We start from the raw sequence: 24,411 nt of genomic DNA on the forward strand, positions 1-24,411 counted from the left end.
CTCAGGACGCCGCCTGTGCCGACAGCGCAAGCTGGAGTTCGTCCAGCAGGTCTGCCACGCGCATGTGATCCGAAGCGGTTTCGGCGCGAGCGATTTTTTCCAACGCATCGGCGGGCGCTGCCACGGCCGCAGCGTCGACCATCAAGGCAGCACCTCTGATGCGGTGCGCATGGTGCGCCGCACTCGCGGTATCGCCTGCAGCGAACGCCCGGCGCAGCGCCGCAAGATCTTCCGCCATGGCCTCGTGAAACTGCGGCGGCAAGGCCGTGTCGGGGCGTTGCGGCGACGACGGCGCTCCGCCCAGCCAGAGCTGCAGCATGCTCGACAGTTCGTCCAGACGCAGCGGCTTCTTGAGCACGCCGTCCATTCCGCTTTCCATGCATTCGTCGAGGTGCGCCGAGTCGGTCGCGGCGGAGATCGCGATCACGGGCAGATGGCCGGCGCCGGCCTCGCGCTCGCGCTCGCGCTGTCGGATGCGGCGCGTCGCCTCGTAGCCGCTCATCCCGGGCATGTGGCAGTCCATGAGCACGAGCGCAAAAGGATGTGGCGGCGCGAGCGCGGCAAGTACCGCCGCGCCGTCAGCCTCGATCCGGGCGTCGTAGCCCAGCATGCGCAGTTGCTCCGCGATGATGAACTGGTTGCCCGGATGGTCCTCCACGACCAGCACGGTGGCCGCAGGTCCGGAAGGCGGCTTGCCATGCGCCGCAGCGGCATCCCTGGACAGTTCTTGCGGGGGCGATACAAGCTTCACCGGCAGGGCGAACTCGACCGAGGTGCCCGCACCGAGGCGGCTGGTCAACCGGATCTCGCCGCCCATCAACTCGACCAATTCCTTGCAGATGGTCAGCCCCAGGCCGGTGCCGCCGAAGCGCCGGGTCGTGGAATTGTCGGCCTGCGAATAGGCATCGAAGAGGGTGGCCTGCTGCGAGGGCGCAATGCCGATGCCGGTGTCGCTCACCGTGACTGTCAGCAGGCCGTTCATGTCGCCATCGTCGAGAAGCTCCAGCGTCACGTCGATGCGCCCGCGTTCGGTGAACTTCACGGCATTGCCCAGCAGGTTGAGCAGCACCTGCCGCAACCGCGTGGGGTCGATCAGCACCTGCCGGCCCGACGGGTTGTGCGTGCGCACCGCGATGACCAGCGGCCTGTCCTGCGCGTTCACGCGCGCCACATGCGCCACCTTCTGCGCCAGCGCGTCGACATCAGTGGGCACCAGTTCCAGCGCGAGGCGCCGGGCGTCCAGCTTCGAGAGGTCGAGCACATCGTCCAGCAGCGACAGCAGGGCTTCGGCGGCCGCCGAGGCGGTGCGCGTGAAGCGCTTCTGGCGCGCATCCAGCGGCGTGTGCGCCAGCATCTCGATGGAGGCCAACACCGCGTTCATGGGCGTGCGGATCTCGTGGCTCATGACCGCCAGGAAGTTCGACTTGGTGCGCTCGCTCTTCTGTGCGGCGCGCTGCGCCACGCGGGCGCGCCAGGCGAACCAGCCGAGCAGCACGACGCCGCCGAGCAGCAGCAACAGCTGCGGCAGGCGGTAGCGCACGATCGACAGCAGCGACGGCTCGCCGAAGTCGGTCTGCTCCAGCCACCGGTCATTCATCTGGCCGGTCTCCGCCGCCGAGAGGCTGGCGAGCGACTTCTCCACGATGGAATGCAGCAGCGGCAGGTCGGCGCGAACGCCCATCTGGGCCACGTACAGGAGATCGCCGATCGTGCCGGAGATGCTCAACTGACGCGCATGCCTGCGGCGCATCATGGGCAGGAACACCGCGTCGGAGCCGATGGCGGCGTAGGCCTCGCCGGTGATCACCGCGTCGAGGCTTTCCATCGGCTCGCTGGTGGGCAGCACGCGCACGCCGGGGTAGCGCTCGGCGAAGACATGGGCGTAAGTGCCTCCGCCGCGCACGGCCGCCACCTTGCCGTCCAGGTCCTTCATGTGCAGGACGAAGGGGGCATCGGTGCGCGTGACGATGATCGTCTGCGCCACGAAGAAGGGATCGGTCAGGCGCAGCCGGGCGCCGACCTCGCGCGTGGTGCGCTGGGCGCTGGCGTTCGGGAACATGTCGACCTTGCCGTCGAGGAAGGCCTGCTGGGCCTCCTGCCAGTCGGGGGTGGCGTGCAGCTCGAAACGCAGGCCCGACTTGCGGGTGACCGCGTCGAGGTACTCCGCGATCAAACCCTTGTAGCGGCCATGCTCGATGGACTCCAGCGGGCTCAGCCGCGTGTCGGCGGCATAGCGCACCACGGGGTTTGCCTTCATCCAGCGCTGCTCCTCGTCGGTGAAGAGGGGCTGCGCCTGGGCCCAGGCAGGGCCGGCGGGGAGGGCCATCGCGCCGCACATCGCCCACCGCACCGTTCGTCCGAGAGCGCGCCAGGGATTCATGTCTTGTCCAGCTGGTGGCGGATCTTGAACAGCTCGTTGTCCGTGCGGATGCCGAGCTTGCGGACCGGACCCGCGCCGGCGTCACGCTCAACGAGCGCATCAACGACACCACAAGCTACCAGGTCTCGGCCGAGCGGGACAGCCGCGACGGGCGCAACGACTTCGCGGGGCGCCTGAGCCTGCTGCCGCGCTACACGCAAGCCAACCTGGGCTTCTCGCGCAACGGCGCAAGCACCACCTACAGCGGGCAACTGCAGGGCGGCATCGTCGCCCACAAGGACGGCGTGACGTTCTCGCCGTACCCCGTGCAGGACACCTTCGGCATCGTCTCGGTGGGGGGCGTGTCCGGCGTCCGGATCGGCACGCCGCAAGGCCCGGTGTGGACCGATGCGTGGGGGCGCGCGGTGGCCCCGCAGCTGTTCCCGTACCACACGAGCCGGCTGGAGATCGCGACCCGGTCGCTGCCTCGCAACGTCGACCTGGTGAACGGCTACCAGGAGCTCGATGCGGGCCGCGGATCGGTGAACCACATCCGGTTCGGCGTGGTCAACGCCCGCCGGGTGCTGCTGAAAGCCGTCGGTCCCGCCGGGCAGGCGCTCGAGAAGGGTGGGGCGGTGGTCGATGGCGACAACCAGTACGTCACCTCGGTGGTCGACGGCGGGCAGGTCTTTCTGCCCGACGTGCGCGATGGCGCGAACCTGCGGGTCACGCTGTCGAACGGCGATAGCTGCAGGCTCGTGTTTTCGCTGCCGGAAACCTCCGACGCCGCCACCTACTTTGAATCGGCCGATGCGACCTGCACGGCCATGGGAGCACACCAATGATCACGATGAAAAGCCTGCGCCGAATGGGCGCGACGTTCGGCATGGCACTTGTCGCGCTGGCAGCAATGCCGGCGCATGCACAAGCCTCGGCACGCTGCGATGCGCAACTGAGCGAGCCGCTCGTCGACTACGGACGGATGACCCGCGCACAGCTGCTGGAGCGCCAGCCCGACCCCGCCCGCGCCTCGCTGGGCAAGCGCCTCGTGACGCTCACGGCGGTGTGCGCCGAACGCACGGCGATGGCGCTGTCGTTCCAGGGCGCGGCGGCGGACGACACGGGGTTCCGGTTTGCCGGGACCGGCCGCTTCACCCTGCGGATCGTGCAGGCGCAGCTCGACGGCAAGCCGGTTCGCCTGGCCTCATCGCATGCGGATGCCACGGGCGCGGCCCCTTCGTCGTTCCTTCGGCCCGGCGACCGGATGTCGCCCATGGACGGCGCGGGCCTGGCCCAGGGCCAACGCCTCACGGTGCAGCTCGAGATCGAGCCCTTCGTGGGAGTTGCTGCCACGCGCGTGGGTGCCGAGAGCACCTGGGAAGGCGCGGGGCGTTTCGAAGTTCTGAGCCGTTAGCCCGTCGTCCAGAGCGCAGGCCACCCCGTCGACTTGCCCACAAGGCGATTCGACATCCGATCCATCCATCCACCTCTGGAGTGATCCTTGAAGCAGAGTCATTGCACTGTCCACACCGCCACCCCCTCCACGCTGCGGCTGCCCCTCATGAGCGGCGAGACCGCGTGCGCCACCATCGCGGTGATCGACCCGGAACTGCGGTCCCGACAGCAGATGGGGCGGGCCATCCGCAGGCTCGGCCATTGGCCGCTGGTCTTCACCAGCGCACTGGAATTGATGCAGGCGTGCCGCTACCTCCACCTTCGCTTCGACGCCGTGGTCGTGGCCTGCCCGGTGGACGCCGGCGCGGCGGGCGCACTGATCGCCCAGGTGCGGGAGCAGGTGGGCCTGGAGTGCCCGCTGGTCCTGAGCGGCGGCAAGCGCGGTCTGCGTGAACTGGCGGTCCTGCATGCACGCGAATCCGACCACGTGGAGGTGACGCCGGCTTCGTTCGAAGAGGCGTACCTCCTGATGCGGTGCTTCCTGCAGTGGCACCGGGCACGGGTGAGCACCACGGCCAGCGCGCCGGAAGAGAACAGGCGCCGGCAGCGGGAACCCGTCCGAAGGGCAGGGGAGCGCGCGTGGGGGAGCGGGGCCGCTGCGCCGGGTTCGGCCGCCTGAGCGAAAGGCAGTCAGCCTAGGCGCTTGCGGGTGCGGTGACTTCCGCCGCATCGGGCCGCGCCAGCCCCGACGCCACCGCCGCCAGGATGCCGCGCAGCCAGCGGTGCGCCGGTTCGTGCTGCGAGCGGTCGTGCCACAGCTGGTAGAAGCGCATGCGCGGAAAGCCCTGCGGCGCGGGCACCGCCACCAGCGGCAGCGTGTGCACGAACTGCATCGCGAAATGGCGCGCGGTGGTGAAGACCAGGTCGGTGCCCACCAGCAGGTGCGGCGCCACGGTGAAGTAGGGCACGGCAATGCAGGCCTCGCGCGTCTGGCGCAAGGTGGCCAGGTGCGTCTCGACCACGCCGCGCTGCGACGCCGCATACGGCGTGGGCACCACGTGGCGCGCGGCGATGTAGCGCTCCATCGTCATGGCGCCCTTGGCGGCCAGCGGGTTGTTCTTGCCCATGAGGCACATCAGGTCGTCCTCGAGCAGCAGCGACAGGTGCAGCCGGTCGGGCGGCTGCGGCCAGTTGCCGATGACGATGTCGAGCTCGCCCTGGGCCAGCGCGCGCTCGTAGTCGTAGGTGACGCTCAGCGGGTGCACCACCAGCCGCGCATGCGGCGCCTCGGCGCGGAACCGCGTGGTCACGTCGGCCAGGAAGCTCATCGCCAGGTAGTCGGGCAGCGCGAGGTGGAAGGTCATCGCGCTCGAGGCGGGCTCGAACTGCTCGGGGCCCGAGAGCATGCGGTCGATTTCGAGCAGTGCGCCGCGCGCGCGGTCGCGCAGCTGCAGCGCCCGCTCGGTGGGCACCATGCCGCTGCGCTCGCGCACCAGGATGGGGTCGGCGAACACCTCGCGCAGCCGGCGCAGGGCGGTGCTGATGGCGGGCTGGGTCTGGTTCATGCGCACGGCCACCCGGGAGACGCTGCGTTCGGCCACCAGGGCGACCAGCACGCGCAGCAGGTAGGTGTCGACGGGGGCGTGGGAGCGTGACATGGCGGCAGGGCGGAGAAAAAGGCCTCTGGGGGCGTTGCCGGCGGCAAGACCATCATGGCAAACCGTTATGCCGCACATTCTAGAGAGCGTGATCCGGGGCCGCGATATCTGCCTACAGTTCGCCACCAGCGGGAACGGCAGCCGCAAGCGGACCCACAGAAGGTCCCAGGCGGCGCGTCCCGTCCACACCTAGAAATGGAGACAACCATGAGCATGGACGCCACGATGGCGCCAGTCCGGGAACACACCGCCACGGCGGAACTGGACGGCATCTACCGCAAGATCATCTTCCGCCTGATTCCCTTCCTGATGCTGCTGTGGGTGCTGGCCTGGATCGACCGGGTCAACATCGGCTTCATCAAGCTGACGATGCTGGACGACCTGAAGTGGAGCGAAGCGGCCTACGGGCTGGGCGCGGGGATCTTCTTCCTGGGCTACTTCTTCTTCGAGGTGCCCAGCAACCTGCTGCTGCAGAAGATCGGCGCCAAGAAGACCATCATGCGCATCACGATCGGCTGGGGCCTGACCTCGATTGCCACGATGTTCGTGAAGAGCACCGAGATGTTCTACCTGCTGCGCTTCCTGCTGGGCGTGTTCGAGGCGGGCTTCTACCCCGGCATCATCCTGTACCTGACCTACTGGTTCCCCGACAGCCGGCGCGCCAAGGCCTTCGGCATGTTCATGTCGGCCTCGGCCTTCGCGGGCGTGATCGGCGGGCCGCTGGCCGGCACCATCATGAACAACATGCATGGCGTGAACGGCTGGGCCGGCTGGCAGTGGGTGCTGCTGCTCGAGGGCATTCCCTCGGTGCTGGCCGGCATCGCCACCTACTTCTACCTGACCGACCGCCCCGAGCAGGCCCACTGGCTCACGGCGCGTGAACGCCAGCTGGTGCACGACGACCTGGAACGCGACCGCAAGACGCTGGGCCACCGCGAGCACAGCATGCTGGCCTCGCTGAAGAACGGCAAGTTCTGGCTGCTGATCCTGATCTTCTTCTGCATCATCGCGGCGAACTCGTCGCTCACCTTCTACGGCCCGACGCTGGTGAAAGAGATCGGCTTCACCAACCCGCTGACCGTGGGCTGGATCATGGCCGGCGCCTACCTGTGTGGCGCGGCCGGGATGATCTGGAACGGCTTCCACTCCGACCGCCACCAGGAGTCGCGCTACCACTGCGCGCTGGCCGCGGCGCTGGGGTCGGGTGCGTTGCTGGTGGTGGCACTGTTCCTGCGCCAGAGCCCGGCCCTCGTGCTGGCCGGCCTCACGCTGGCCATCGTCGGCACCATGAGTGCGATCCCCGTGTTCTGGCAGATGCCCAACCGCTTCCTGGCCGGCACCGCAGCCGCCGGCGGCGTGGCGCTGATCAACTCGATCGCCAACCTCGCGGGCTTCGGCGCGCCGTGGATGCTGGGCCTCATCAAGACCGCCACCGGCAGCCTGGCGCCGGGCCTGTATGTGGTCGCGGCAGTCGAAATCTGCGCCACCGTGCTGATCCTGCTGTTCGTGCCGCGCCTGCACAAGACGCCCGCGCGCTGAGTCCTTCCACCCCTTCGTCCGACTGTCTGAATACAAAGGAGATGCTCTCCATGCCTTCCCACGCCCATCGTTTCGATCTCCAGGCGCTCAACGCCATGGACTGCGACGCGTTCGTCGCCGCACTCGGGCCGACTTTCGAGAACTCGCCCTGGGTCGCACGCTCGGCCTGGTCGCTGCGGCCCTTCGCCACCATCGACGCGTTGCACGAAGCCATGCTCGACGTGGTGCGCCGCGCACCCGACGCCCAGCAGCTGGCGTTCCTGTGCGGCCACCCCGAGCTGGCGGGCCGCGAAGCCCAGGCCGGCACGATGACCGTCGAGTCGGTCGGCGAGCAGGGCAGTGCGGGCCTGAATGCGCTGAGCCGCGAAGAGATGGCCGAGATCCAGCGGCTGAACCGCGTGTACCGCGAGCGGCACGGCTTTCCTTTCATCATCGCGGTGCGGCGCAGCACCAAGGGCCAGATCTTCGAGGCGCTGCGCAGCCGCGCCGCCGAATCCACCGAAGCCGAGCGCCGCGCGGCGCTGACGCAGATCGGCCTCATCACCCGCGGTCGCATCGACACGCTGCTGGGTGCGTCCACCTCCCAAGGAGCGGTCCATGCCTGAGAAAGAAATTTCCCTGCCCGCACGCCGTCGCTTCGCGCTGTCGGGCCTCGCGCTCGGCGCGGCAGCCCTGGCGCCCCACGGTGCTGTTGCGCAGACAACGGCCGCACCCGTCGGCCCGGCCCAGGCCAGCGGCCCCATCGTGCTGCACGGCGTGAGCCCGCGCCTGACCGTGCACGCGCTCGACACCTTTCACGGCGCCGCGGCGACCGGCCTGCGCATCGATCTCTCGGTGCGCGAGGGCGACGGCTTCAAGCTGCTGCGCACCGTGACCATGAACGGCAACGGCCGCTCCGACGAGCCGCTGCTGATCGGCGACAGCTACCGCGCCGGCGACTACGAGCTGCTGCTGCACGTGGACGAGTACTTTGCGCGCAAGCAGTCGCGCCTGCCCACGCCGCCGTTTCTGTCGAAGCTGCCGGTGCGCATCCGCGTGGCCAACGTGGCCGAGCGCATCCACCTGCCGATCCAGTTCGGCCCGTGGAGCTACACCTACTCGCGCGGCAGCTGACCCGGCGAAGCCCGCTCGTTCCCATCGTCTGCAAGGAGTTTTCTTCGTATGACCGGCATCACCACCCATGTGCTCGACATCACCACCGGCCGCCCGCTCGTCGGGCTGAAGGTCGACCTCTACGACGTGGCGACCACGCCGCCGACGCGCCTGAACAGCACGCGCACCAACGCCGACGGCCGCACCGACGCGCCCATGCTGGCCGCTGCCTCGGCGCGCACCGGGCAGTTCGAACTGCAGTTCCACGTCGGGGACCACTTCAAGGCGGCCGATGCGCTGTCCGACGTGGTGCCCGTGCGCTTCGCCATCGCCGATGCCGCGCAGCACTACCACGTGCCGATGCTGTGCGCCCCCTGGTTTTTTTCCACCTATCGCGGCAGCTGACCGCGGGAGCTTTTCCTGAATGACAACATCCCATGACCCCCACGCAGGCGCGTACCTGCTCGACTCGATCCGCCTCGCCATGGGCAACATCCGCGAACGCAAGACCTGGCCCTTCGGCGCCGTGATCGCGCGCGACGGCAAGGTGATTGCCACCGCCGTCAACGAGGTGGACGCCCTGTGCGACCCCTCGGCCCACGCCGAGATGCAGGCCGTGCGCGCCGCCGCCAAGGCCCTGAAGAGCACCGACCTGTCGGGCTGCACCGTGTACGCCAGCGGCTACCCGTGCTCGATGTGCCTGACGGCGATGTACCTGTCGGGCGTGAAGGAGGTGTTCTACGCCTACTCGAACGAGGACGGCGAACCCTTCGACCTGTCGGCCGCACGCGGCTACGTCGAGATCGCCCGGCCGCTGGAGCAGCGCGAGATGAAGCTGCATTCGCTTCCAGTGCGCGATGAAGCCGATGAGGACTTGTACGAGGCGTGGAGCAAGGTGGCGCAGCCGGCGAGCTGACCCGGAGACGGCGCTGCGCCCGGGCCTGCCGGGCCCGATGCTGCGTGCCATACTGCCCGCGTGTTCACGTGGCGCAGCAGCCATCGAGGAGAAAGACGCACATGGTCCAGCAGGCCAAGCGCAGCGCAACCACCGTCGGGGCCATCCTCGCCTCGGCGAGACAGCTGTTCATCGAGCGGGGGTTCGCGGCGGTCAGCATCGACGACATCGCGGCCGGCGCGGGGATCGCCAAGGGCGGCCTGTATCACCACTTTCGCGCCAAGCACGACGTCTTCGAGGCCGTGCTCGATGCGGTGCAGGCCGAGCTCGCAGCGGAGCTCGGCACGCGCATCCAGCGCATCGAAGGGCACCGCTCGCCCCACACCATCGCGACCAACCTGCGCATCTACCTCGAAGCGGCCACGCAGGAAGGCCTGCGCCAGCTGATCCTGGTCGACGGGCCCGTGGTGCTCGGCTGGGAGCGCTGGCGCGGCATCGACGACCGCCACTTCATGGACTCGATCCGCACCGGGCTCGTGGCCATCATGCCGGCGGGCACGCCACCCGAAGAGATCGAGGCCGCCACGCGGCTCATCGCCGGCGCGGTGGCCGAAGCAGCGCTGGCCTGCGGGGCGGCGCAAGACCCGATGGCCGCCGTGCAGCTGCATTGCCGGTTGCTCGAAACCATGCTGTGCGGGCTGCAGCAACACGGGTTGGATCCGAACCCGGATTGACAAACCGACTTTGAGTCGGTAAATTTTCTCCATCGCATCCGATGGAGACAGACATGGCGTTTCCTGGCAAGACCGATCCCGCCGACCCCGCCCTGGGGACCGAAGCGTTGTTCGCGCGGTACCACGTCGGATGGGAAACACGCGACCCCGACCGCATCGCGTCGCTGCATTCCGAAGACACGACCTACTGGCTGCACGACGGCTCCGCGCCGGTGCGCGGGCGCGAGGCGCTGCGCCAGTACTGCGTGGGCGTGTTCGCCCGTTACCCCTTCAGCTTCGAACTGCGGCGCAGCCTGTTCGGTGCACGCCACTGGGTGCTGGAGTGGGTGATGGTGCTGCCGCTGAAGGACACGGCAGGGCAACCGTTCACCGCGCGCGTCGAGATGCTCGACGTGGTCGACGTCAACGACGCCGGCGAGGTGACACGCAAGGACGTCTACATGAACGGCGCCCAGTCGCAGGCCGCCTTTGCGCGCGCGGGCATCGCGCCCGGCCAGCCGTAGCCGTCTCGTTCTTGAAGCATCGCACCCGCTTCCGGCTTGTTGGAAGCGGGCAGGGCGCTGCCGCGCCCGATCGACTGACGGTTACCACCTTCCAGGAGCACGCCATGCAAACCCGCCGGCATCACACGTTCTGGCCCTGGCGCCTGCCTCGCGCCTTGCACGCGGCGCGCACGCCGCTGTGGGACAACCTCGCGGTCAATGCCCGCCGCTTTCCCGAGAAGGCGGCGCTCATCTTCATGGGCCGCACGATGAGCTATGCACAGCTGTGGGCCGCCGTCGAACGCCTGTCGGCCGGCCTGCATGCGCTGGGCGTGCGCCCCGGCGACCGCGTGCTGCTGGCGATGCAGAACTGCCCGCAGCTGGTGATCGCGCATTTCGCGATCCTGCGCGCCGATGCCGTGGTGGTGCCGGTCAACCCGATGAACCGCGCCGAGGAGCTGAAGCATTTCATCGTCGATCCCGATGCCCGGGTGGCGATTGCGACGGCGGACCTGGCGGTCGAGCTCGCGAAAGCCAGCGATGCCTTGCCGCAGGCGCAGCAGCTGCGCCACCTCGTCGTGACGCAGTTCACCGATGCCTTCGACCCGGCCGCGCTGTCGGAACAGGACATGCCGGCAGCCTGGGCGCCGTGGCTGCTGCCGCGGCGCGAACTGTCGACGCTGACCGGTGGCGCGGTGCATGCGTGGCCCGACTGCCTGGCCTGCGAACAAGCGCCGCCCGTGGCCCGTGCCGACGCGGACGCACTGGCCCTGTTGCCCTACACCAGCGGCACGACTGGCCTGCCCAAGGGCTGCATGCTCAGCCACGCGAACGCGATGCACAACGCGATGGCCATCAACGCCTGGGGCAACGTGACGCCGCAGAGCATCCACCTCGTGGCCGTGCCGATGTTCCACATCACCGGCATGGTCGGTGTCATGCATGCGGCGATGCAGGTGGGTGCCACGGCCGTGCTCATGCCGCGCTGGGACCGCGAGCTGGCGGGCCGGCTGATCGCCACGCACCAGGTCACGCACTGGGCCAACATCCCGACCATGGTCATCGACCTCTTGGCCAGCCCGAACGTCGCGCGCTTCGACCTGTCGAGCTTGGTCGCCATCGGCGGCGGCGGGGCGGCGATGCCGCAGGCGGTGGCGCAGCGGCTGTTCGAGCAGTACGGCCTGCGCTACGTCGAAGCCTACGGCCTGACCGAGACCGCCGCGCCCTCGCACTACAACCCGCCCGATGCGCCCAAGCTGCAGTGCCTGGGCATCCCGTTCATGAGCACCGACGCGCGCGTGATCGACCCCGACACGGGCCTCGAGGTCGCGCCGGGAGCGCAGGGCGAGATCGTGATCCACGGGCCGCAGGTCTTCGCGGGATACTGGAAACGCCCGGCGGACACTGAGGCTGCTTTCGTCGAGATCGACGGCAAGCGCTTCTTCCGCTCCGGCGACATGGGGCATGTGGACGGGGAGGGCTACTTCTTCGTCACCGACCGGCTCAAGCGGATGATCAACGCGAGCGGCTTCAAGGTCTGGCCGGCCGAGGTGGAAGCGCTGATGTTCCGCCACCCGGCCATCCAGGAGGCCTGCGTGATAGCGACCCGCGACGCCTACCGCGGCGAATCGGTCAAGGCGCTGGTGGTGCTCAAGCCTGCGCAAGCGCCGGTGAGCGCGCAGGACATCATCGACTGGTGCGCCGCGAACATGGCGGCGTACAAGGCGCCGCGTGTGGTGCAGTTCGTCGACGCGTTGCCCAAGAGCGGCAGCGGCAAGGTGATGTGGCGCGCACTGCAGGAAGCAGAGGCTGCGTCAACCTGAACCCGACGGGCCCGGACGAACGACGACCGGCGCATGCTGCGCCATCAGCCCGGCGACCCACTCGATGAACGCGCGCAGCTTGGCGCTCACATGCCGGTTCGGCGCGAACGCCACGTACAGCGGCATCGGATCGAGCTGCCAGTCTTCGAACAGCGGCACCAGTTCGCCGCGCGCCCGGTGCGGCGCGGCCATGTAGTCCGGCAGCCAGAGGATGCCCAGGCCCGCCAGCCCGGCCGCAAGGTAGGCGTTGCCGTCGTCGACCGACAGCACGTAGCGGCCCTGCACGTCGACGCGCTCGCCGCCCCGGCGCATGGCGTACGGAAAGGTCTTGCCGTGGCGCGACCACAGGAAGCCGACGATGCGGTGGTGCGTGTCTTCCAGCTCGCGCGGATGCGTCGGCGTGCCGGCCAGCTCGAGATAGCTCGGTGCTGCATAAACCCCGAGCTGCAGGTCGCCCACGCGGCGGGCCATGAGCGAGGGGTCGGTGAGCTCGCCGCCGCGCACGACGCAATCGACGTTCTCGCCGATCACATCGACCATGCGGTCGCTCACGCCCATGTCGAGCTGGATGTCGGGGTAGCGCGCATGGAAGGCCGGCAGCGCGGGCACCAGGATCATGCGGGCCAGCGGGCTGGGCACATCCACGCGAAGGCGGCCGCGGGGCAGGGCGGCGGCGCCCGACAGGCTGGTTTCGGCGTCGTCCAGGTCGGCCAGCAGCCGCACCGCACGCTCGTAGTACGCCGCGCCATCGGCCGTGACGTTCACCTTGCGCGTCGTGCGATTGAGCAACTTCACGCGCAGCCGCGCCTCCAGCTGCTGCACCAGCTGGGTCACGCTGGTCTTGCTCATGTGCAGCGTGTCGGCGGCCTTGGTGAAGCTGCCGGCTTCGACCACGCGGGTGAAGGCCTGCATTGCATCGAAACGGTCCATGGGAGGGCTCCTGCGCGGCGATTGTTTGGGATCTGCAAACAGTGATTGTTGGCATTGCCCGTTTATCGATGGCGCGTGGCTTCCTAAAGTCCCTGCATCGTCCTCACTCACCGCAGAAAGAAAGCACCTTATGGCCTCACGCGACGTCGTTTTTCCACCTGGGCGCCAGGCGCTCTACGAACGCAACCGCTATTCGCCAGCCGTCCGCTCCAACGGCTTCCTGTTCGTGTCGGGGCAGGTCGGCAGCCGCGAAGACGGTTCGCCGGAGCCTGAACTGGAGGCGCAGGTGCGGCGCGCGTTCGACAACCTGAACGCCATCCTGAAAGCCGCCGGCTGCACCTTCGACGACGTGGTCGACGTGACAGTCTTCATCGTCGATCCAGAATCGAACTTCGAAACGATCTGGAAACTGGTGCCCGAGTACTGGGGCGAAGCGCCGCACCCGACGCTGACCGGGATCGGCGTGACGTGGCTGTATGGGTTTCAGTTCGAGATCAAGGTGATTGCGAAGCTGCCGGATGGGAGCACGCTGAGCTGATTCGACTCAGAGCAACTTCGCTCAGGCCTGAAATGAAGGGCTGGGCGAAGTGCGAAGGCCGGAAGGGCATTGGGCTCGGGTCGAGGACTGCCCAGGTTCTCAGGTTCACCGCGGCAAGCGTTCCGTCCGCACACAAGTCATTTTACATAATGCACATTGTGTTGATTTCAGATGGGCCATCCCATCCGTATTCAACCCATCCAGCCGCTCACCATTTCCCATCCTTCGGCACCGCCTTCACCCCGTTCGCCTTCGCATCCCCAGCCGCCTTGATCAACTCCGCAGACTCAGCCCGATTAGCCTTCACTGCAAAGTCGACCGCAGTCATGCCAAGCTGGTTCTTCATCGCCGTATCCGCGCCTTCGGCCAGCAGCAGCTTCACGGCATCGTTCGATCCGTACATCGCGGCCATCATCAGCGGCGTCGTGCCGTTGGGCGACTGGGCGTCGATGAAGGCGTGGTTCTCGAGCAGCAGCTTCATGATCGACAGTTGCCCGCTGCTGGCGGCGTAATGCAGCGGTGCCCAGCCGGTCTTGTTGACGGCGGCGTCGCGCTTGAGCAGTTGCACCACCAGGTCCTGCTGACCCTTGATCGACGCCAGCATCAGCGGCGTTTCGTCCTTGGCGTTGGCCAGGTCGACGTTGAGTTGGGGCGACTCCATCAGCACCTGGATGACCTTTGGCGACGGCTCGCGCAGCGCGAGCATCAAGCCGGTCTGGCCGTGTTCGTCGCGCGTGTTCGGGTCGAAACCGCGGTTCAGCAGGGTGCGCACACCGCTGGCGTTGTCGCCGCGCACGGCACGGAAAAAGTCTTCGAACGAACCGGCATGCGCTGCAAAAGATGCAGCCATGACAACAAGATATATCGACTTCTTAAAGTAGTTTTTCATGATTTGACTTCCCTGAACAAAGCTTCGAAGTTGTCGCTTGTCGCCTTCGCGATGTCCTCTACGGGCATTTGTCGCAGTTCGGCGATCTGTTGCGCCACGAAGGGCACGTACGACGGGTTGTTGGTCTTGCCGCGGTACGGCACGGGCGCCAGGTAGGGGCTGTCGGTCTCGATCAGCATGCGGTCCAGCGGCACGAAGGCCGCCACGTCGCGCAGGTCCTGGGCTTTCTTGAAGGTCAGGATGCCCGAAAAGGAGATATAGAAACCCAGATCGAGCGCGGCGCGCGCCACCTCGGCGGTTTCGGTGAAGCAATGGAACACCCCGCCGGCCGCCCTGCCCGCGCCGTCTTCGCCCTCCTCCTTGAGGATCGCCAACGTGTCGGCCGAGGCGTCACGCGTGTGGATGATCAGCGGCTTGCGGGTCTGCTGTGCGGCACGGATGTGCACGCGGAAGCGGTCGCGCTGCCACTCCATGTCGGCGATGCTGCGGCCGCCCTTGCGTTCTTCCATCTGGTAGTAGTCGAGGCCGGTTTCGCCGATGGCCACGACACGCGGGCGCGCCGACAGGCGCACCAGGTCTTCCACGGTGGGCTCGGCGATGTCCTCGTTGTCGGGGTGCACGCCCACGCTGGCCCAGAAGTTGTCGTAGCTGGCGGCCAGGGCCTGCACGTCGTCGAATTCCTCGAGCTTGGTGCAGATGCACAGCGCCCGGTCGACCTTGGCGGCGGCCATGGCGGCGCGGATCTGGGGCATCTGGTCCGCGAATTCGGGAAAGGTCAGGTGGCAGTGGGAGTCGGTGAACATCGGAAAGGATGAAGTGCGGCGCGCCTGTGGGAGATCGCGCCGTGTCCGGAGTTCCGCGTCACGGGGACGGCGGCGGAGAAAGAACTCAGATGGTCTGGGTCGGGCGGTCGGAGGCCATGGAGCCACCGAGCGCGGCTTCGATGCGCGCCTTCAGCTGGCGCGACTTCTCGTCCGAGGGAAAGCGCACGCCGACGCCCGGCGCCCGGTTGCCGGCGGCGCGGGCCGGCGTGATCCAGGCGACCTTGCCGGCCACCGGATAGCGCTGCGGGTCTTCGGGCAGCGTGAGCAGCACGTAGACGTCGTCGCCCAGCCGGTATTCGCGCGTGGTCGGAATGAAGATGCCGCCTTCGGCAAACAGCGGGATGTAGGCCGCGTAGAGCGCGCCCTTTTCCTTGATGGCGAGCTGGATGACGCTCGGCCGGGCGGGCGTGGCAGACAAAGCGGCAGCGGCGGGAGCGACAGGTTGGTTCATGGGCGGCGAGCGGCAGAGTTTAGGGTGCTTCGCGCCTCGCTCACAAGCGCTTCGAGCATGAGGCCGGCGTTGAACGGGTGCTCGGCGGTCCGCGCGGCGGCGGCGAGCGACTTCGACCAGCGCGCCAGCGCCAGCTTGTGCGGGGCCGGCGGCAGGTCGGCCGCATCGAAGAATCGGGGTTCGGCGCCGTGGCCCACGGCCATGAGGTCGTGGCAGAGCTTTTGCAGCGAGACCACGGCCTGGGCCGGCGCCTGGTCGGCCAGCGCGCCCACATCGCCGCGCGATACCGCCTTGGGCAGCAGCGACCATGCCTTGGGCGACTGGCCCGAGCGCGCCAGCCGCAGCGCATCGCTGGGCCGTCCGCCCGCGGCACGCAGCAGCTGCGCGGCATCGGCGACGGGCACGTCTTGCGCCACCAGCCAGGCCTCGGCCTCGGCGGTTTCGGGCCACGGCAGCGTGAAGCCCAGGCAGCGGCTGCGGATGGTCGGCAGCAGCTGCCACGCGGCCTCGCTGGCGAGCACGAAGCGCACGTCGCCGACGGGTTCCTCGAGCGTCTTGAGCAGCGCGTTGGCGGTGATGGTGTTCATGCGCTCGGCCGGATACACGAGCACGACCTTGCCGCGACCGCGCGCGCTGGTGCGCTGCGCAAAGCCGACCGCGTCGCGCATGGCCTCGACGCGGATCTCGCGGCTGGCCTTGCGCTTCTTGTCGTCGATGTCGGACTGGGCCTTTTCGTCGAGCGGCCAGCCCAGTTCCTGCATCGCGACCTCGGGCATCAGCACGCACAAATCGGCGTGGGTGCGGACCTCGATGGCGTGGCAGCTCGCGCAGTGGCCGCAGGCGGCACCGCCCTCCTCCACCGGCTGTTCGCACAGCCAGGCGGCGGCGAGCGCCAGCGCGAGTTCGTACTGGCCGATGCCCGACGGGCCTTGCAGCAGCCAGGCATGGCCGCGCTGGCGCAGCAGTTCGGCCAAGGGCTGGCGCAGCCACGGAGTCAGCGTGTTCACCGGCTCGCTCATCGCGCCGCTCCCTGCACCGGCGACAGCACGCCGCGCGCCACCAGTGCGGTGTCGATCTGCTGCCAGACCTGGTCGCGGGCCTGGCTCGCATCGATGCGCACGAAGCGCGACGCATCAGCGGCGGCGCGGGCCGCATAGCCCTGCGCCACGCGGCGGAAGAACTCGACGGGCTGGGCTTCGAACTTGTCGGGCACGCGCGCGCCGGCCAGGCGCTGGGCGGCGATCTCGGGGGCGAGGTCGAACCACACGGTCACTTGGGGCTGCAGCAGTTGCGACACCGGCAGACCGGCCCGGCCCGCCTGCACCCACTGTTCGAGGGTCGACAGCACGGCCGTGTCGAAGCCACGCCCCGCGCCCTGGTAGGCGAAGGTGGCGTCGGTGAAGCGATCGCACAGCACGACCTCGCCGCGCGCCAGCGCCGGTTCGATGACCTGGGCGATGTGGTCGCAACGCGCCGCGAACACCAGCAGCGATTCGGTCAGCGGGTTCATCGGCTGCTCGAGCACCAGCCCGCGCAGCGTCTCGGCCAGCGGCGTGCCGCCGGGTTCGCGCGTGCGCACCACCGTGCGACCCTGTGCCTTGAAGCGGGCTTCCAGCGCGTCGAGATGGCTCGACTTGCCCGCGCCGTCGATGCCTTCCAGCGTCAGAAACAGACCGCCATTGCTGATCGAACTCATTGGGTCGCCTTGGGTTGGGAGCTGCTGCCACCGCCTCGCTGGTAGCGGTTGACCGCGCGGTTGTGGTCGTCGAGCGAGCTGCTGAACTGGCTCGTGCCGTCGCCGCGCGAGACGAAGTACAGCGACTTGCTCTGCGCCGGCTGCACGGCCGCCAGCAGCGCGGCCTTGCCGGGCATGGCGATCGGCGTGGGCGGCAGGCCGCCGCGGGTGTAGGTGTTCCAGGGCGTGTCGGTCTGCAGGTCGCGCTTGCGCAGGTTGCCGTCGAAGGCGGTGCCCATGCCGTAGATCACGGTCGGGTCGGTCTGCAGCGGCATGCCGATGCGAAGCCGGTTGGTGAAGACGGCGGCAATCTCCGCGCGGTCGTTGGCCTTGCCTGTCTCCTTTTCGACAATGCTGGCCAAAATAAGCGCCTCATCGGCCGATTTGAGCGGCAAATCGGCCGCTCGCGCCGCCCAGGCGGCCTCGAGCTTCTTGTCCATGGCCCGCATGGCGCGCTGCAGCAGCGCGATGTCGGTCGAGCCCTTCGAGTAGGTGTAGGTGTCCGGGAAGAAGCGGCCTTCGGGGTGCAGGCCCGGCTTGCCCAGCGCGGCCATCAGCGCGTCTTCGCTCATGCCCACGCTTTCGGGCTTGAGCTGCTCGGCCTTGGCGAGCGCGGCGCGCACCTGGCGGATGTTCCAGCCTTCGACCAGCACCACGCTGCGCGTGGCTTCCTCGCCGCGCACCAGGACGTTGAGCAGCAGCTTGGGCGTGACACCGCGTTCCAGCTCGTAACTGCCGGCGCGCATCTGGCGGTCCTGCCCCGAGACGCGGAACCACAGGTACAGCAGCTGCGGCTGCACGTCGACGCCGGTGTCGGCCACGGCCTGCGCAATGCCGCGCGGCGTGGTGCCGGGCTCCACCGACAGGTCGACGCTGGGCGTCGGCAACTTGAGCGGCTGGTGCACCCACCAGAGACCGGCGCCGCCGAGCGCCAGGACGGCCAGGGCCACGAGCAGGAAGAGCGTGAGGAAGAAGCTGCGCACGAATCCGAGGAAAAGACGGAGGAAGAAAAAGGGCTGGCAAGCAGATGGACACCGGCCCGCGGGAACGGCCGGCCCCGTCGCTGCGACGGGGAATCCCTGCCGCCCCGAAGGAACAGGCACGGCCATGATAATTCAGCGATGACCACAGTCGTTCTCAACGGGGTGAGCACCCTGCCCCACCTCGGCGTGATCCGCGCCGAAGGCCCCGATGCCGCCAGCTTCCTGCACGGCCAGCTCACGCAGGATTTCTCGCTGCTCGGCGCCACCGAAGCCCGCCTGGCGGCGCTTTGCACGGCCAAGGGCCGCGTGATCGCCAGCTTCATCGGCATCCGGCCGCAACCCGAACTCATCCTGCTGGTGTGCAGCCACGACATCCTGGCGGCCACGCTCAAGCGCCTGTCGATGTACGTGCTGCGCGCCAAGGTCAAGCTGACCGACGCCACCGAGCAGTTCGCGCTGCACGGCGTGGCCGGCACCGCCCTGACCGCCAACGGCCTCGACGCGGCCCTGCCGCCCGGTCGCCGCACGGCCATCGGCGAAGACATCAGCGTGGTGTCGCTGTACCCGGCCGACGGCGTGCCGCGCGCGCTGTGGATCGCGCCGGCCGACCAGAAGGCGCCCGTGGGCCCAACGCTCGACGCCGCCCTGTGGCCCTGGAGCGAGGTGCGCAGCGGCATCGTCACGCTGACCACGCCGGTGATCGAGGCCTTCGTGCCACAGATGATCAACTACGAGTCGGTGGGTGGCGTGAACTTCAAGAAGGGCTGCTACCCCGGCCAGGAAATCGTGGCCCGCAGCCAGTTCCGTGGCACGCTCAAGCGCCGCACCTACCTCGCGCAGACCGATGCCCCGCTGGCCGCGGGCCAGGAGGTGTTCGCAGCCAACGACGCCGAACAGCCCGTGGGCACCGTGGCGCAGGCCGCGCCCGCGCCCGATGGCGGCTGGTCGGCGCTCATCTCCATCCAGATCGCCGCGCTCGAGGCCGGCGGCCTGCATGCGGGGGCGCCCGGCGGGCCGGCGCTGTCGGTCGAGCCACTGCCCTACCCGCTGCTCGAAGACATCTGATTTCCCCTGCGTCCCTGCCTTCTTTCCGGGGGCGCTTGGCGCTGTCTCACCGACAGCGCCATTTTTTTGCGCGACGCTTAACCCCGTTCGCGAGGCCCCGCCGTAGAAGCCTGCATCGATCCACTCCTGGCAAGGAAGCCACCATGATGCAGCGCAGACTTCTCCTCACCACTGTCCTGGCCCTGACCGCGCTGTCGGCGGGGGCGGAAAACCCGATGCGGCCGTACCCCTCCGGTGCCAGCCGCATCGGCGGGCTGATGAACATCAGCATCGTCGACCGCACGAGCGGCGCCGAGCTGCCGATCTACCGCCACCGCGGCGAGTACTGGGTGGCCGGCCGCCCTGGCGCGCGCTATGCGATCCGGGCGCGCAACGCGATGGGCGAACGCATCATGGCCGTGATGTCGGTGGACGGCGTCAACGTCGTCACGGGCGAAACCGCCGGCGTCGGCCAGAACGGCTACGTGTTCGGCCCGCGCGAGCGCAGCGACATCGCGGGCTGGCGCAAGAGCGATTCGCAGATCGCGGCCTTCGAGTTCGCCGCCGCCGGCAACTCCTACGCGAGCCGTACGGGCCGCCCCGACGACGTGGGCGTGATCGGCGTCGCGATGTTCCGCGAACGCCGGCCGGAACCGCCGCCGCCGGTCGTGACGCCCTATCCGTCGCGCGACGAGTACAGCGGCGGCAACAGCAGCCGCGAACGGCGCAGCGAGGCGCCGCCGGCGCCGTCGTCGATGGGCGATGCGCGCGCCAAGGCGGCCCCACCCGCCGGCAACGCCGACATGGCGGCCGAGTCGTCGGCCAGCGCCATGGCCCGCCAGTCGGCGCCCAGCCCGAGCCTGGGCACGGCCCACGGACGGCGCGAGACCTCGTACGTCGGCAAGACGACCTTCGAGCGCGCCAACTCGCAGCCTGACGAGGTGATCCGCATCCGCTACGACAGCCGCGAGAACCTGGTCGCCGCGGGCGTCATTCCGGTGCCGCAGCGCTGGCCGCGCGCGTCGGGTCCGTCGCCATTCCCCGGCTCGGACCCCGGCTACGTGCCGGACCCGCCGGCCCGCTACTGACCGCAGGCGCCGCTGCGCTCAGCGCAGCGCGCGCCGCATCTCGATGTGCGCAATGCCGGCTTCCTCGAAAGGCTGGCCGTGCACCACGTAGCCGAGCCGCGCATAGAAACGCTCGGCGCTGCGCTGCGCATTGAGCGCCACTTCGCGGTCGCCGCGCGCGCGGGCCGCGTCTTCCAGCGCCTGCACCACGGCCGCGCCGTGGCCGCCGCTGCGCAAGGTGCGGTGCACCGCCATGCGGCCGATGTGCGAGACGCCGTCCTCGGCGGGCAGCAGCCGGCCGGTGCCGATGACCTGGCCGAGCCGGTTGCGCGCCACCGCATGCAGCACGACGGCGTCGTGCGCGTCCCACTCCAGCTCCTTGGGAATGTTCTGTTCCTCGATGAACACGGCGCGGCGCAGCGCGCTCGCGCCTTCGCCGAGCGTGGCCCAGTCGCCGGTCTCGACGGTGCGCATCGGCTCGCCGGCCTCGAAGGCCGTCAGCGTCTCGCGCAAGGCCGCGGGCACGGGCTTCGAGGTCTGCGTGGCCGGGTCGGCGAACACGTAGACGAGCTCGCAGCCCACCAGGAATTCGTCCTGGCGGAACAGGCCGCCCTGGAAAATGATCGACGAGTTGCCGATGCGCGCGCACTTCATGCCCACGTCGATCACGTCATCCATGCGGGCCGAGGCGCGGAAGTCGATGGTCGCCTTGCGCACGTACAGGTCGCCGCCCAGCGAATGCATCGCCTCTTCGTAGGGCAGCGCCATCGCGCGCCAGTAGTCGGCGATGGCGGTGTCGAAGTACATCAGGTAGTGCGCGTTGAAGACGATCTTCTGCATGTCCACCTCGGCCCAACGCACGCGCAGGCGGTGGAAGTAGTGGAAGTCCTCGCGGCGGACCGGGGTGTTGTTGTTCTCGCTCATGGGTTCAATGCCTCTTTCAGTGCGCGGGCCGCGTCGTTCTGCGCCTGCAGCGCTTCGGGAATCGCGCGGCCCATCTTGATGAATTCGTGGATCACGCCACGGTAGATTTCCAGGTCGACCGCCACGCCCGCGGCGCGCAGCTTGTCGGCGTAGGCGATGCCTTCGTCCACCACCGGGTCGGCCTCGGCCAGCCCGATCCAGGCCGGCGCCACATCGTCGACGTCGTCGGCCAGCAAGGGCGCAAAGCGCCAGTCGTCGCGGTCGGCGGGCGTGTTCACGTACTGGGCGAAGAAGAAGTCGATCATGGCCTTGGTCAGCAACGGGCCGTCGACATGGCGTCGGTGCGACTCGGTGTCCTGGTGCGCGGCCATGCCAGGGTAGATGAGCAGCTGCAGCGCCAGCGGCAGGCCGGCATCGCGCGCCAGGATGGCGCACACGGCCGCCAGCGTGCCGCCCGCGCTGTCGCCGCCCACTGCCAGGCGCGTGCCGTCGAGACCGAGGCTGGCACCTTGCGTGGCGATGAACTGGAAGGCGTCCCAGGCGTCGTTCGACGCGGTCGGAAACTTGTGCGTGGGCGCGAGCCGGTAGTCGACCGACACCACCGCGCAGCCGCTCTTGAGGCTGAGCACGCGGCACAGCGTGTCGTGCGTGCGGATGTTGCCGACCGTGAAGCCGCCGCCGTGGAAGTACACGAGCACGGGCAGCACCTCGGCCGACGGCGCATACAGCCGCGCGGGCATGGCATGGCCGTCGCGCGCGGCGATGTGGAAGTCTTCGATGCGCGCCAGCTCGGGCTTGGGCACCTCGAGCACGCCCGCGCCTTTTTCATACGAGGCCTTGGCTTCGTCGGGCGTGAGCTGGTCGAGCGGCGGATGGCCCGCGCGCGCCATGCGCTCGACCACGCCGGCCATCTTCGGGGTGAGTGCGGGTTGCGCGAGGCGGTTCGCTGTCGTGGTCGTGCTCACTTGAAGGACACCACCACCGGTTGCATGCGCGACAGCCCTTCGTAGCTCACCACCACCGTCTGCCCGGCCTTGGGCGGCAGCAGCGGCGAAAACGAGCCCAGGCTGATCAGGTCGCCCGGCTTCAGTGCGATGCCTTCCTTGGCCAGCGCGCCGGCCAGCCACACCACGGCATTGAGCGGGTGCTCGAGGATGTCCGATCCCTTGCCGGTCGCCAGTTCCTTGCCCTGCCCGTCCTTCATGACCACGCGCATGTCGCGCAGGCTTTCGAGCATCCAGGACTGGCCGTCGGCCGTGGTCGGCACATCGACCGGCAGCCCGCGCACGCCGAGCCGCGCGCCGACGTTGATCGCCGCCACGCCCGGGCCGTTGAGCTTCGAGGGCGTCTGCACCGCGAGGTCGGGCAGCTCGATGAAGGGAATGAGCTGGTCGATGTTGGCCAGCACCTCGGCCGGCGTCTTCGCCTTGTGGATGTCGGCACTCTTCACGCGCACCAGCATGTCGGCCTCGAACAGCGGCCGCGCGCCGAAGGCCGCGTCGACCACCGCGCCGCTGTCCAGCAGCATGCGCTGGTAGAGCACGCCCCACACCGGCTGGTCGTAGTTGAAGCGCTTCTGCACCGCGGGGTTGGTCAGGCCCGCCTTGTAGCCGACCACGTCACCGAGGTTGCGCGCATGCAGCACGTTGAGCTTGGCGCGCGTGCAGGTGGCGTCGGCCTCGCTGAGGTTCTCGATGTCGGCGGCGGGCGTGCGCGCCGCCTGCGCGGCGGCGAAGTCGGCCACCTGGGTGTCGCTGAGGCAGGCGGCCTGGACCGAGGCGGCCAGCAGCGCTGAGCCCAGTGCGACAGACGCAAGGGTTTTGTTGGTGGGCAAGAATGTCCCCTCTTGTTAGATTCGAATGGTCAGCAATCGTACTGCCCTCGGGCGTTCCCCCTCATGGCCCTCATCCAATACCTCACCCAGATCCAGTTCGAATTCGGCGCCATCAAGCTCCTGTCGAGCGAGTGCGCACGCATCGGCATCAACCGCCCCCTGATCGTCACCGACGCCGGCGTGCGCGCGGCCGGCGTGCTGCAGAAGGCGCTCGACGCCATCGCCGATCTCGAGGTCTCGGTGTTCGACCAGACGCCCTCCAACCCGACCGAGGCCGCGGTGCGCGCCGCCGTCGAGCTGTACCGCAGCGGCCGCTGCGACGGCCTCATCGCCGTGGGCGGCGGCTCCGCCATCGACTGCGCCAAAGGCGTGGCCATCGCGGCCACGCACGACGGCCCGCTCAAGACCTACGCCACCATCGAAGGCGGCTCGCCCAAGATCACCGAGCGCGCGGTGCCACTCATTGCCGTGCCCACCACCAGCGGCACCGGCAGCGAGGTGGCGCGCGGCGCCATCGTCATCGTCGACGACCACCGCAAGCTGGGCTTCCACAGCTGGTTCCTGATGCCCAAGGCCGCCATCTGCGACCCCGAACTCACGCTCGGCCTGCCGCCCCGGCTCACGGCCGCCACCGGCATGGACGCCATCGCGCACTGCATGGAAACCTTCATGTCGGCCGCCTTCAACCCGCCGGCCGACGGCATCGGCCTCGACGGCCTGGAGCGCGCGTGGGGTCACATCGAGCGCGCGACGAAAGATGGCAGCGACCGCGAAGCGCGCCTGAACCTCATGAGCGCATCGATGCAGGGCGCCATGGCCTTCCAGAAGGGCCTGGGCTGCGTGCACTCGCTGAGCCACAGCCTGGGCGGCGTCGATCCGCGCCTGCACCACGGCACGCTCAACGCCCTCTTCCTGCCGGCAGTGATCCACTTCAATTCGGGCGCCGAGTCGGTGCAGAAGGAACAGCGCCTGCAGCGCATGGCGCAGGCCATGCACCTGGACTCGGCCGGCGACCTCGGCCACGCGATCCGCGACATGAACGCGCGCCTGGGCCTGCCCAAGGGCCTGGCCGAAGTGGGCGTGACGCCCGCGATGTTCGAACAGATCATCGACGGCGCCATGGCCGACCATTGCCACAAGACCAACCCGCGGCTGGCCACGCGCGACGACTACAAGGCGATGCTCGAAGCGTCGATGTAAAACCTTTGCGTCACT

27 protein-coding genes are annotated in these 24,411 nt (G+C 68.8%); 15 read left to right on the forward strand and 12 right to left on the reverse strand.

Features of this window, described 5'->3' with window-relative positions; all coding sequences use genetic code 11:
• Position 1 precedes the first annotated feature (1 nt).
• Positions 2 to 2,326 (reverse strand): ATP-binding protein, encoded by a 2,325-nt coding sequence (locus tag AC07Y4_RS01375; protein WP_487846990.1) that lies wholly within the window; start codon positions 2,324 to 2,326, stop codon positions 2 to 4.
• Between the two features lie 68 nt (positions 2,327 to 2,394).
• Between AC07Y4_RS01375 and AC07Y4_RS01380 the strand changes: the two genes are divergently transcribed.
• From AC07Y4_RS01380 to AC07Y4_RS01390, 3 genes are all read left to right on the forward strand, one after another.
• On the forward strand, positions 2,395 to 3,204 hold the full coding sequence (locus tag AC07Y4_RS01380; protein WP_487846989.1) for a fimbria/pilus outer membrane usher protein: 810 nt from the start codon (positions 2,395 to 2,397) through the stop codon (positions 3,202 to 3,204).
• Entirely contained in the window at positions 3,201 to 3,773 is a 573-nt protein-coding gene (locus AC07Y4_RS01385; RefSeq protein WP_487846988.1) for a DUF1120 domain-containing protein, read from the forward strand. The genes AC07Y4_RS01380 and AC07Y4_RS01385 overlap by 4 nt, the downstream gene beginning before the upstream one ends.
• An 87-nt stretch (positions 3,774 to 3,860) precedes the next feature.
• Entirely contained in the window at positions 3,861 to 4,433 is a 573-nt protein-coding gene (locus tag AC07Y4_RS01390) for a hypothetical protein (RefSeq protein WP_487846987.1), read from the forward strand.
• Between the two features lie 16 nt (positions 4,434 to 4,449).
• Here AC07Y4_RS01390 and AC07Y4_RS01395 read toward each other — a convergent pair whose 3' ends face one another.
• Positions 4,450 to 5,412, reverse strand: a complete 963-nt coding sequence (locus AC07Y4_RS01395) for a LysR family transcriptional regulator (protein ID WP_159277016.1) — start codon at positions 5,410 to 5,412, stop codon at positions 4,450 to 4,452.
• A gap of 207 nt (positions 5,413 to 5,619) precedes the next feature.
• Here AC07Y4_RS01395 and AC07Y4_RS01400 point away from each other — a divergent pair, with 207 nt between their 5' ends.
• The 8 genes from AC07Y4_RS01400 to AC07Y4_RS01435 all read left to right on the forward strand — a co-directional run bounded on the left by AC07Y4_RS01400 (position 5,620) and on the right by AC07Y4_RS01435 (position 11,977).
• Positions 5,620 to 6,951 (forward strand): MFS transporter, encoded by a 1,332-nt coding sequence (locus AC07Y4_RS01400; protein ID WP_070060608.1) that lies wholly within the window; start codon positions 5,620 to 5,622, stop codon positions 6,949 to 6,951.
• 50 nt (positions 6,952 to 7,001) lie between these two features.
• Positions 7,002 to 7,556 (forward strand): 2-oxo-4-hydroxy-4-carboxy-5-ureidoimidazoline decarboxylase, encoded by a 555-nt coding sequence (gene uraD, locus AC07Y4_RS01405; protein WP_062472872.1) that lies wholly within the window; start codon positions 7,002 to 7,004, stop codon positions 7,554 to 7,556.
• Positions 7,549 to 8,064, forward strand: a complete 516-nt coding sequence (locus AC07Y4_RS01410) for a hydroxyisourate hydrolase (RefSeq protein ID WP_487846986.1) — start codon at positions 7,549 to 7,551, stop codon at positions 8,062 to 8,064. The genes uraD and AC07Y4_RS01410 overlap by 8 nt, the downstream gene beginning before the upstream one ends.
• Before the next feature lie 48 nt (positions 8,065 to 8,112).
• Positions 8,113 to 8,448: a hydroxyisourate hydrolase gene (uraH, locus tag AC07Y4_RS01415; RefSeq protein WP_062472877.1), complete on the forward strand. Its 336-nt coding sequence runs from the start codon at positions 8,113 to 8,115 to the stop codon at positions 8,446 to 8,448.
• 19 nt (positions 8,449 to 8,467) lie between these two features.
• Complete coding sequence (locus AC07Y4_RS01420) at positions 8,468 to 8,959, forward strand: nucleoside deaminase (protein WP_487846985.1); 492 nt, start codon at positions 8,468 to 8,470, stop codon at positions 8,957 to 8,959.
• Positions 8,960 to 9,060: 101 nt separating this feature from the next.
• Positions 9,061 to 9,672, forward strand: coding sequence for a TetR/AcrR family transcriptional regulator (locus AC07Y4_RS01425; RefSeq protein WP_487846984.1), 612 nt, complete (start codon positions 9,061 to 9,063; stop codon positions 9,670 to 9,672).
• 53 nt (positions 9,673 to 9,725) lie between these two features.
• Positions 9,726 to 10,175: a nuclear transport factor 2 family protein gene (locus tag AC07Y4_RS01430; RefSeq protein WP_307638209.1), complete on the forward strand. Its 450-nt coding sequence runs from the start codon at positions 9,726 to 9,728 to the stop codon at positions 10,173 to 10,175.
• Positions 10,176 to 10,279: 104 nt separating this feature from the next.
• Entirely contained in the window at positions 10,280 to 11,977 is a 1,698-nt protein-coding gene (locus AC07Y4_RS01435; RefSeq protein ID WP_487846983.1) for a long-chain fatty acid--CoA ligase, read from the forward strand.
• Here AC07Y4_RS01435 and AC07Y4_RS01440 read toward each other — a convergent pair.
• Positions 11,969 to 12,907, reverse strand: a complete 939-nt coding sequence (locus AC07Y4_RS01440) for a LysR family transcriptional regulator (RefSeq protein WP_487846982.1) — start codon at positions 12,905 to 12,907, stop codon at positions 11,969 to 11,971. The two genes, AC07Y4_RS01435 and AC07Y4_RS01440, sit on opposite strands and share 9 nt — an antisense overlap.
• A gap of 130 nt (positions 12,908 to 13,037) precedes the next feature.
• Between AC07Y4_RS01440 and AC07Y4_RS01445 the strand changes: the two genes are divergently transcribed.
• The gene (locus AC07Y4_RS01445) at positions 13,038 to 13,445 is read left to right on the forward strand and encodes a RidA family protein (RefSeq protein ID WP_095745271.1); all 408 of its coding nucleotides are present in this window, start codon (positions 13,038 to 13,040) and stop codon (positions 13,443 to 13,445) included.
• 208 nt (positions 13,446 to 13,653) lie between these two features.
• On the opposite strand, the gene AC07Y4_RS01450 is transcribed toward AC07Y4_RS01445, so the two are convergent.
• From AC07Y4_RS01450 to mltG, 6 genes are all read right to left on the reverse strand, one after another.
• Positions 13,654 to 14,334, reverse strand: coding sequence for an ankyrin repeat domain-containing protein (locus AC07Y4_RS01450; RefSeq protein ID WP_095745272.1), 681 nt, complete (start codon positions 14,332 to 14,334; stop codon positions 13,654 to 13,656).
• Positions 14,331 to 15,137, reverse strand: coding sequence for a TatD family hydrolase (locus tag AC07Y4_RS01455; RefSeq protein WP_070060615.1), 807 nt, complete (start codon positions 15,135 to 15,137; stop codon positions 14,331 to 14,333). The genes AC07Y4_RS01450 and AC07Y4_RS01455 overlap by 4 nt, the downstream gene beginning before the upstream one ends.
• An 85-nt stretch (positions 15,138 to 15,222) precedes the next feature.
• Positions 15,223 to 15,609, reverse strand: a complete 387-nt coding sequence (locus AC07Y4_RS01460; protein ID WP_307638204.1) for a PilZ domain-containing protein — start codon at positions 15,607 to 15,609, stop codon at positions 15,223 to 15,225.
• On the reverse strand, positions 15,606 to 16,628 hold the full coding sequence (locus tag AC07Y4_RS01465) for a DNA polymerase III delta subunit-related protein (protein ID WP_369647071.1): 1,023 nt from the start codon (positions 16,626 to 16,628) through the stop codon (positions 15,606 to 15,608). The genes AC07Y4_RS01460 and AC07Y4_RS01465 overlap by 4 nt, the downstream gene beginning before the upstream one ends.
• Complete coding sequence (gene tmk / locus AC07Y4_RS01470; RefSeq protein WP_487847337.1) at positions 16,625 to 17,296, reverse strand: dTMP kinase; 672 nt, start codon at positions 17,294 to 17,296, stop codon at positions 16,625 to 16,627. The genes AC07Y4_RS01465 and tmk overlap by 4 nt, the downstream gene beginning before the upstream one ends.
• Before the next feature lie 5 nt (positions 17,297 to 17,301).
• Complete coding sequence (mltG, locus tag AC07Y4_RS01475) at positions 17,302 to 18,327, reverse strand: endolytic transglycosylase MltG (protein WP_062472898.1); 1,026 nt, start codon at positions 18,325 to 18,327, stop codon at positions 17,302 to 17,304.
• A gap of 138 nt (positions 18,328 to 18,465) precedes the next feature.
• Between mltG and ygfZ the strand changes: the two genes are divergently transcribed.
• On the forward strand, positions 18,466 to 19,392 hold the full coding sequence (gene ygfZ / locus AC07Y4_RS01480; protein ID WP_062472900.1) for a CAF17-like 4Fe-4S cluster assembly/insertion protein YgfZ: 927 nt from the start codon (positions 18,466 to 18,468) through the stop codon (positions 19,390 to 19,392).
• A 146-nt stretch (positions 19,393 to 19,538) separates the two neighbouring features.
• Positions 19,539 to 20,459 (forward strand): hypothetical protein, encoded by a 921-nt coding sequence (locus tag AC07Y4_RS01485; RefSeq protein WP_487846981.1) that lies wholly within the window; start codon positions 19,539 to 19,541, stop codon positions 20,457 to 20,459.
• 18 nt (positions 20,460 to 20,477) lie between these two features.
• Here the strand turns inward: AC07Y4_RS01485 and AC07Y4_RS01490 are convergent, their stop codons facing one another.
• The 3 genes from AC07Y4_RS01490 to AC07Y4_RS01500 are packed head-to-tail and all read right to left on the reverse strand — an operon-like array spanning position 20,478 to position 23,196.
• A complete protein-coding gene (locus AC07Y4_RS01490; RefSeq protein ID WP_487846980.1) occupies positions 20,478 to 21,362 on the reverse strand; it encodes a YbgC/FadM family acyl-CoA thioesterase in 885 nt (294 codons plus the stop codon).
• Entirely contained in the window at positions 21,359 to 22,273 is a 915-nt protein-coding gene (locus tag AC07Y4_RS01495) for an alpha/beta hydrolase (RefSeq protein ID WP_487847336.1), read from the reverse strand. Before AC07Y4_RS01495 ends, AC07Y4_RS01490 begins: the two co-directional genes overlap by 4 nt.
• A 50-nt stretch (positions 22,274 to 22,323) precedes the next feature.
• Positions 22,324 to 23,196, reverse strand: coding sequence for a 2-keto-4-pentenoate hydratase (locus AC07Y4_RS01500; RefSeq protein WP_487846979.1), 873 nt, complete (start codon positions 23,194 to 23,196; stop codon positions 22,324 to 22,326).
• 63 nt (positions 23,197 to 23,259) lie between these two features.
• Between AC07Y4_RS01500 and gbd the strand changes: the two genes are divergently transcribed.
• Entirely contained in the window at positions 23,260 to 24,396 is a 1,137-nt protein-coding gene (gene gbd, locus AC07Y4_RS01505) for a 4-hydroxybutyrate dehydrogenase (protein ID WP_095947634.1), read from the forward strand.
• Positions 24,397 to 24,411 lie beyond the last annotated feature (15 nt).

This window comes from Variovorax sp. GW460-12-1-14-LB1 (genome assembly GCF_059423605.1).

Bases quoted from the DNA above. Each gene is read 5' to 3' on its own strand.
- AC07Y4_RS01460 (WP_307638204.1), bottom strand. From the start codon at position 15,609: ATGAACCAACCTGTCGCTCCCGCCGCTGCCGCTTTGTCTGCCACGCCC.
- gbd (WP_095947634.1), top strand. From the start codon at position 23,260: ATGGCCCTCATCCAATACCTCACCCAGATCCAGTTCGAATTCGGCGCC.
- AC07Y4_RS01445 (WP_095745271.1), top strand. From the start codon at position 13,038: ATGGCCTCACGCGACGTCGTTTTTCCACCTGGGCGCCAGGCGCTCTAC.
- AC07Y4_RS01490 (WP_487846980.1), bottom strand. From the start codon at position 21,362: ATGAGCGAGAACAACAACACCCCGGTCCGCCGCGAGGACTTCCACTAC.
- AC07Y4_RS01410 (WP_487846986.1), top strand. From the start codon at position 7,549: ATGCCTGAGAAAGAAATTTCCCTGCCCGCACGCCGTCGCTTCGCGCTG.
- AC07Y4_RS01485 (WP_487846981.1), top strand. From the start codon at position 19,539: ATGCAGCGCAGACTTCTCCTCACCACTGTCCTGGCCCTGACCGCGCTG.
- uraH (WP_062472877.1), top strand. From the start codon at position 8,113: ATGACCGGCATCACCACCCATGTGCTCGACATCACCACCGGCCGCCCG.
- AC07Y4_RS01465 (WP_369647071.1), bottom strand. From the start codon at position 16,628: ATGAGCGAGCCGGTGAACACGCTGACTCCGTGGCTGCGCCAGCCCTTG.
- AC07Y4_RS01450 (WP_095745272.1), bottom strand. From the start codon at position 14,334: ATGAAAAACTACTTTAAGAAGTCGATATATCTTGTTGTCATGGCTGCA.
- AC07Y4_RS01495 (WP_487847336.1), bottom strand. From the start codon at position 22,273: ATGGCCGGCGTGGTCGAGCGCATGGCGCGCGCGGGCCATCCGCCGCTC.
- AC07Y4_RS01375 (WP_487846990.1), bottom strand. From the start codon at position 2,326: ATGGCCCTCCCCGCCGGCCCTGCCTGGGCCCAGGCGCAGCCCCTCTTC.
- AC07Y4_RS01420 (WP_487846985.1), top strand. From the start codon at position 8,468: ATGACAACATCCCATGACCCCCACGCAGGCGCGTACCTGCTCGACTCG.
- AC07Y4_RS01395 (WP_159277016.1), bottom strand. From the start codon at position 5,412: ATGTCACGCTCCCACGCCCCCGTCGACACCTACCTGCTGCGCGTGCTG.
- AC07Y4_RS01400 (WP_070060608.1), top strand. From the start codon at position 5,620: ATGAGCATGGACGCCACGATGGCGCCAGTCCGGGAACACACCGCCACG.
- ygfZ (WP_062472900.1), top strand. From the start codon at position 18,466: ATGACCACAGTCGTTCTCAACGGGGTGAGCACCCTGCCCCACCTCGGC.
- AC07Y4_RS01440 (WP_487846982.1), bottom strand. From the start codon at position 12,907: ATGGACCGTTTCGATGCAATGCAGGCCTTCACCCGCGTGGTCGAAGCC.
- uraD (WP_062472872.1), top strand. From the start codon at position 7,002: ATGCCTTCCCACGCCCATCGTTTCGATCTCCAGGCGCTCAACGCCATG.
- AC07Y4_RS01455 (WP_070060615.1), bottom strand. From the start codon at position 15,137: ATGTTCACCGACTCCCACTGCCACCTGACCTTTCCCGAATTCGCGGAC.
- AC07Y4_RS01425 (WP_487846984.1), top strand. From the start codon at position 9,061: ATGGTCCAGCAGGCCAAGCGCAGCGCAACCACCGTCGGGGCCATCCTC.
- AC07Y4_RS01435 (WP_487846983.1), top strand. From the start codon at position 10,280: ATGCAAACCCGCCGGCATCACACGTTCTGGCCCTGGCGCCTGCCTCGC.
- AC07Y4_RS01430 (WP_307638209.1), top strand. From the start codon at position 9,726: ATGGCGTTTCCTGGCAAGACCGATCCCGCCGACCCCGCCCTGGGGACC.
- AC07Y4_RS01385 (WP_487846988.1), top strand. From the start codon at position 3,201: ATGATCACGATGAAAAGCCTGCGCCGAATGGGCGCGACGTTCGGCATG.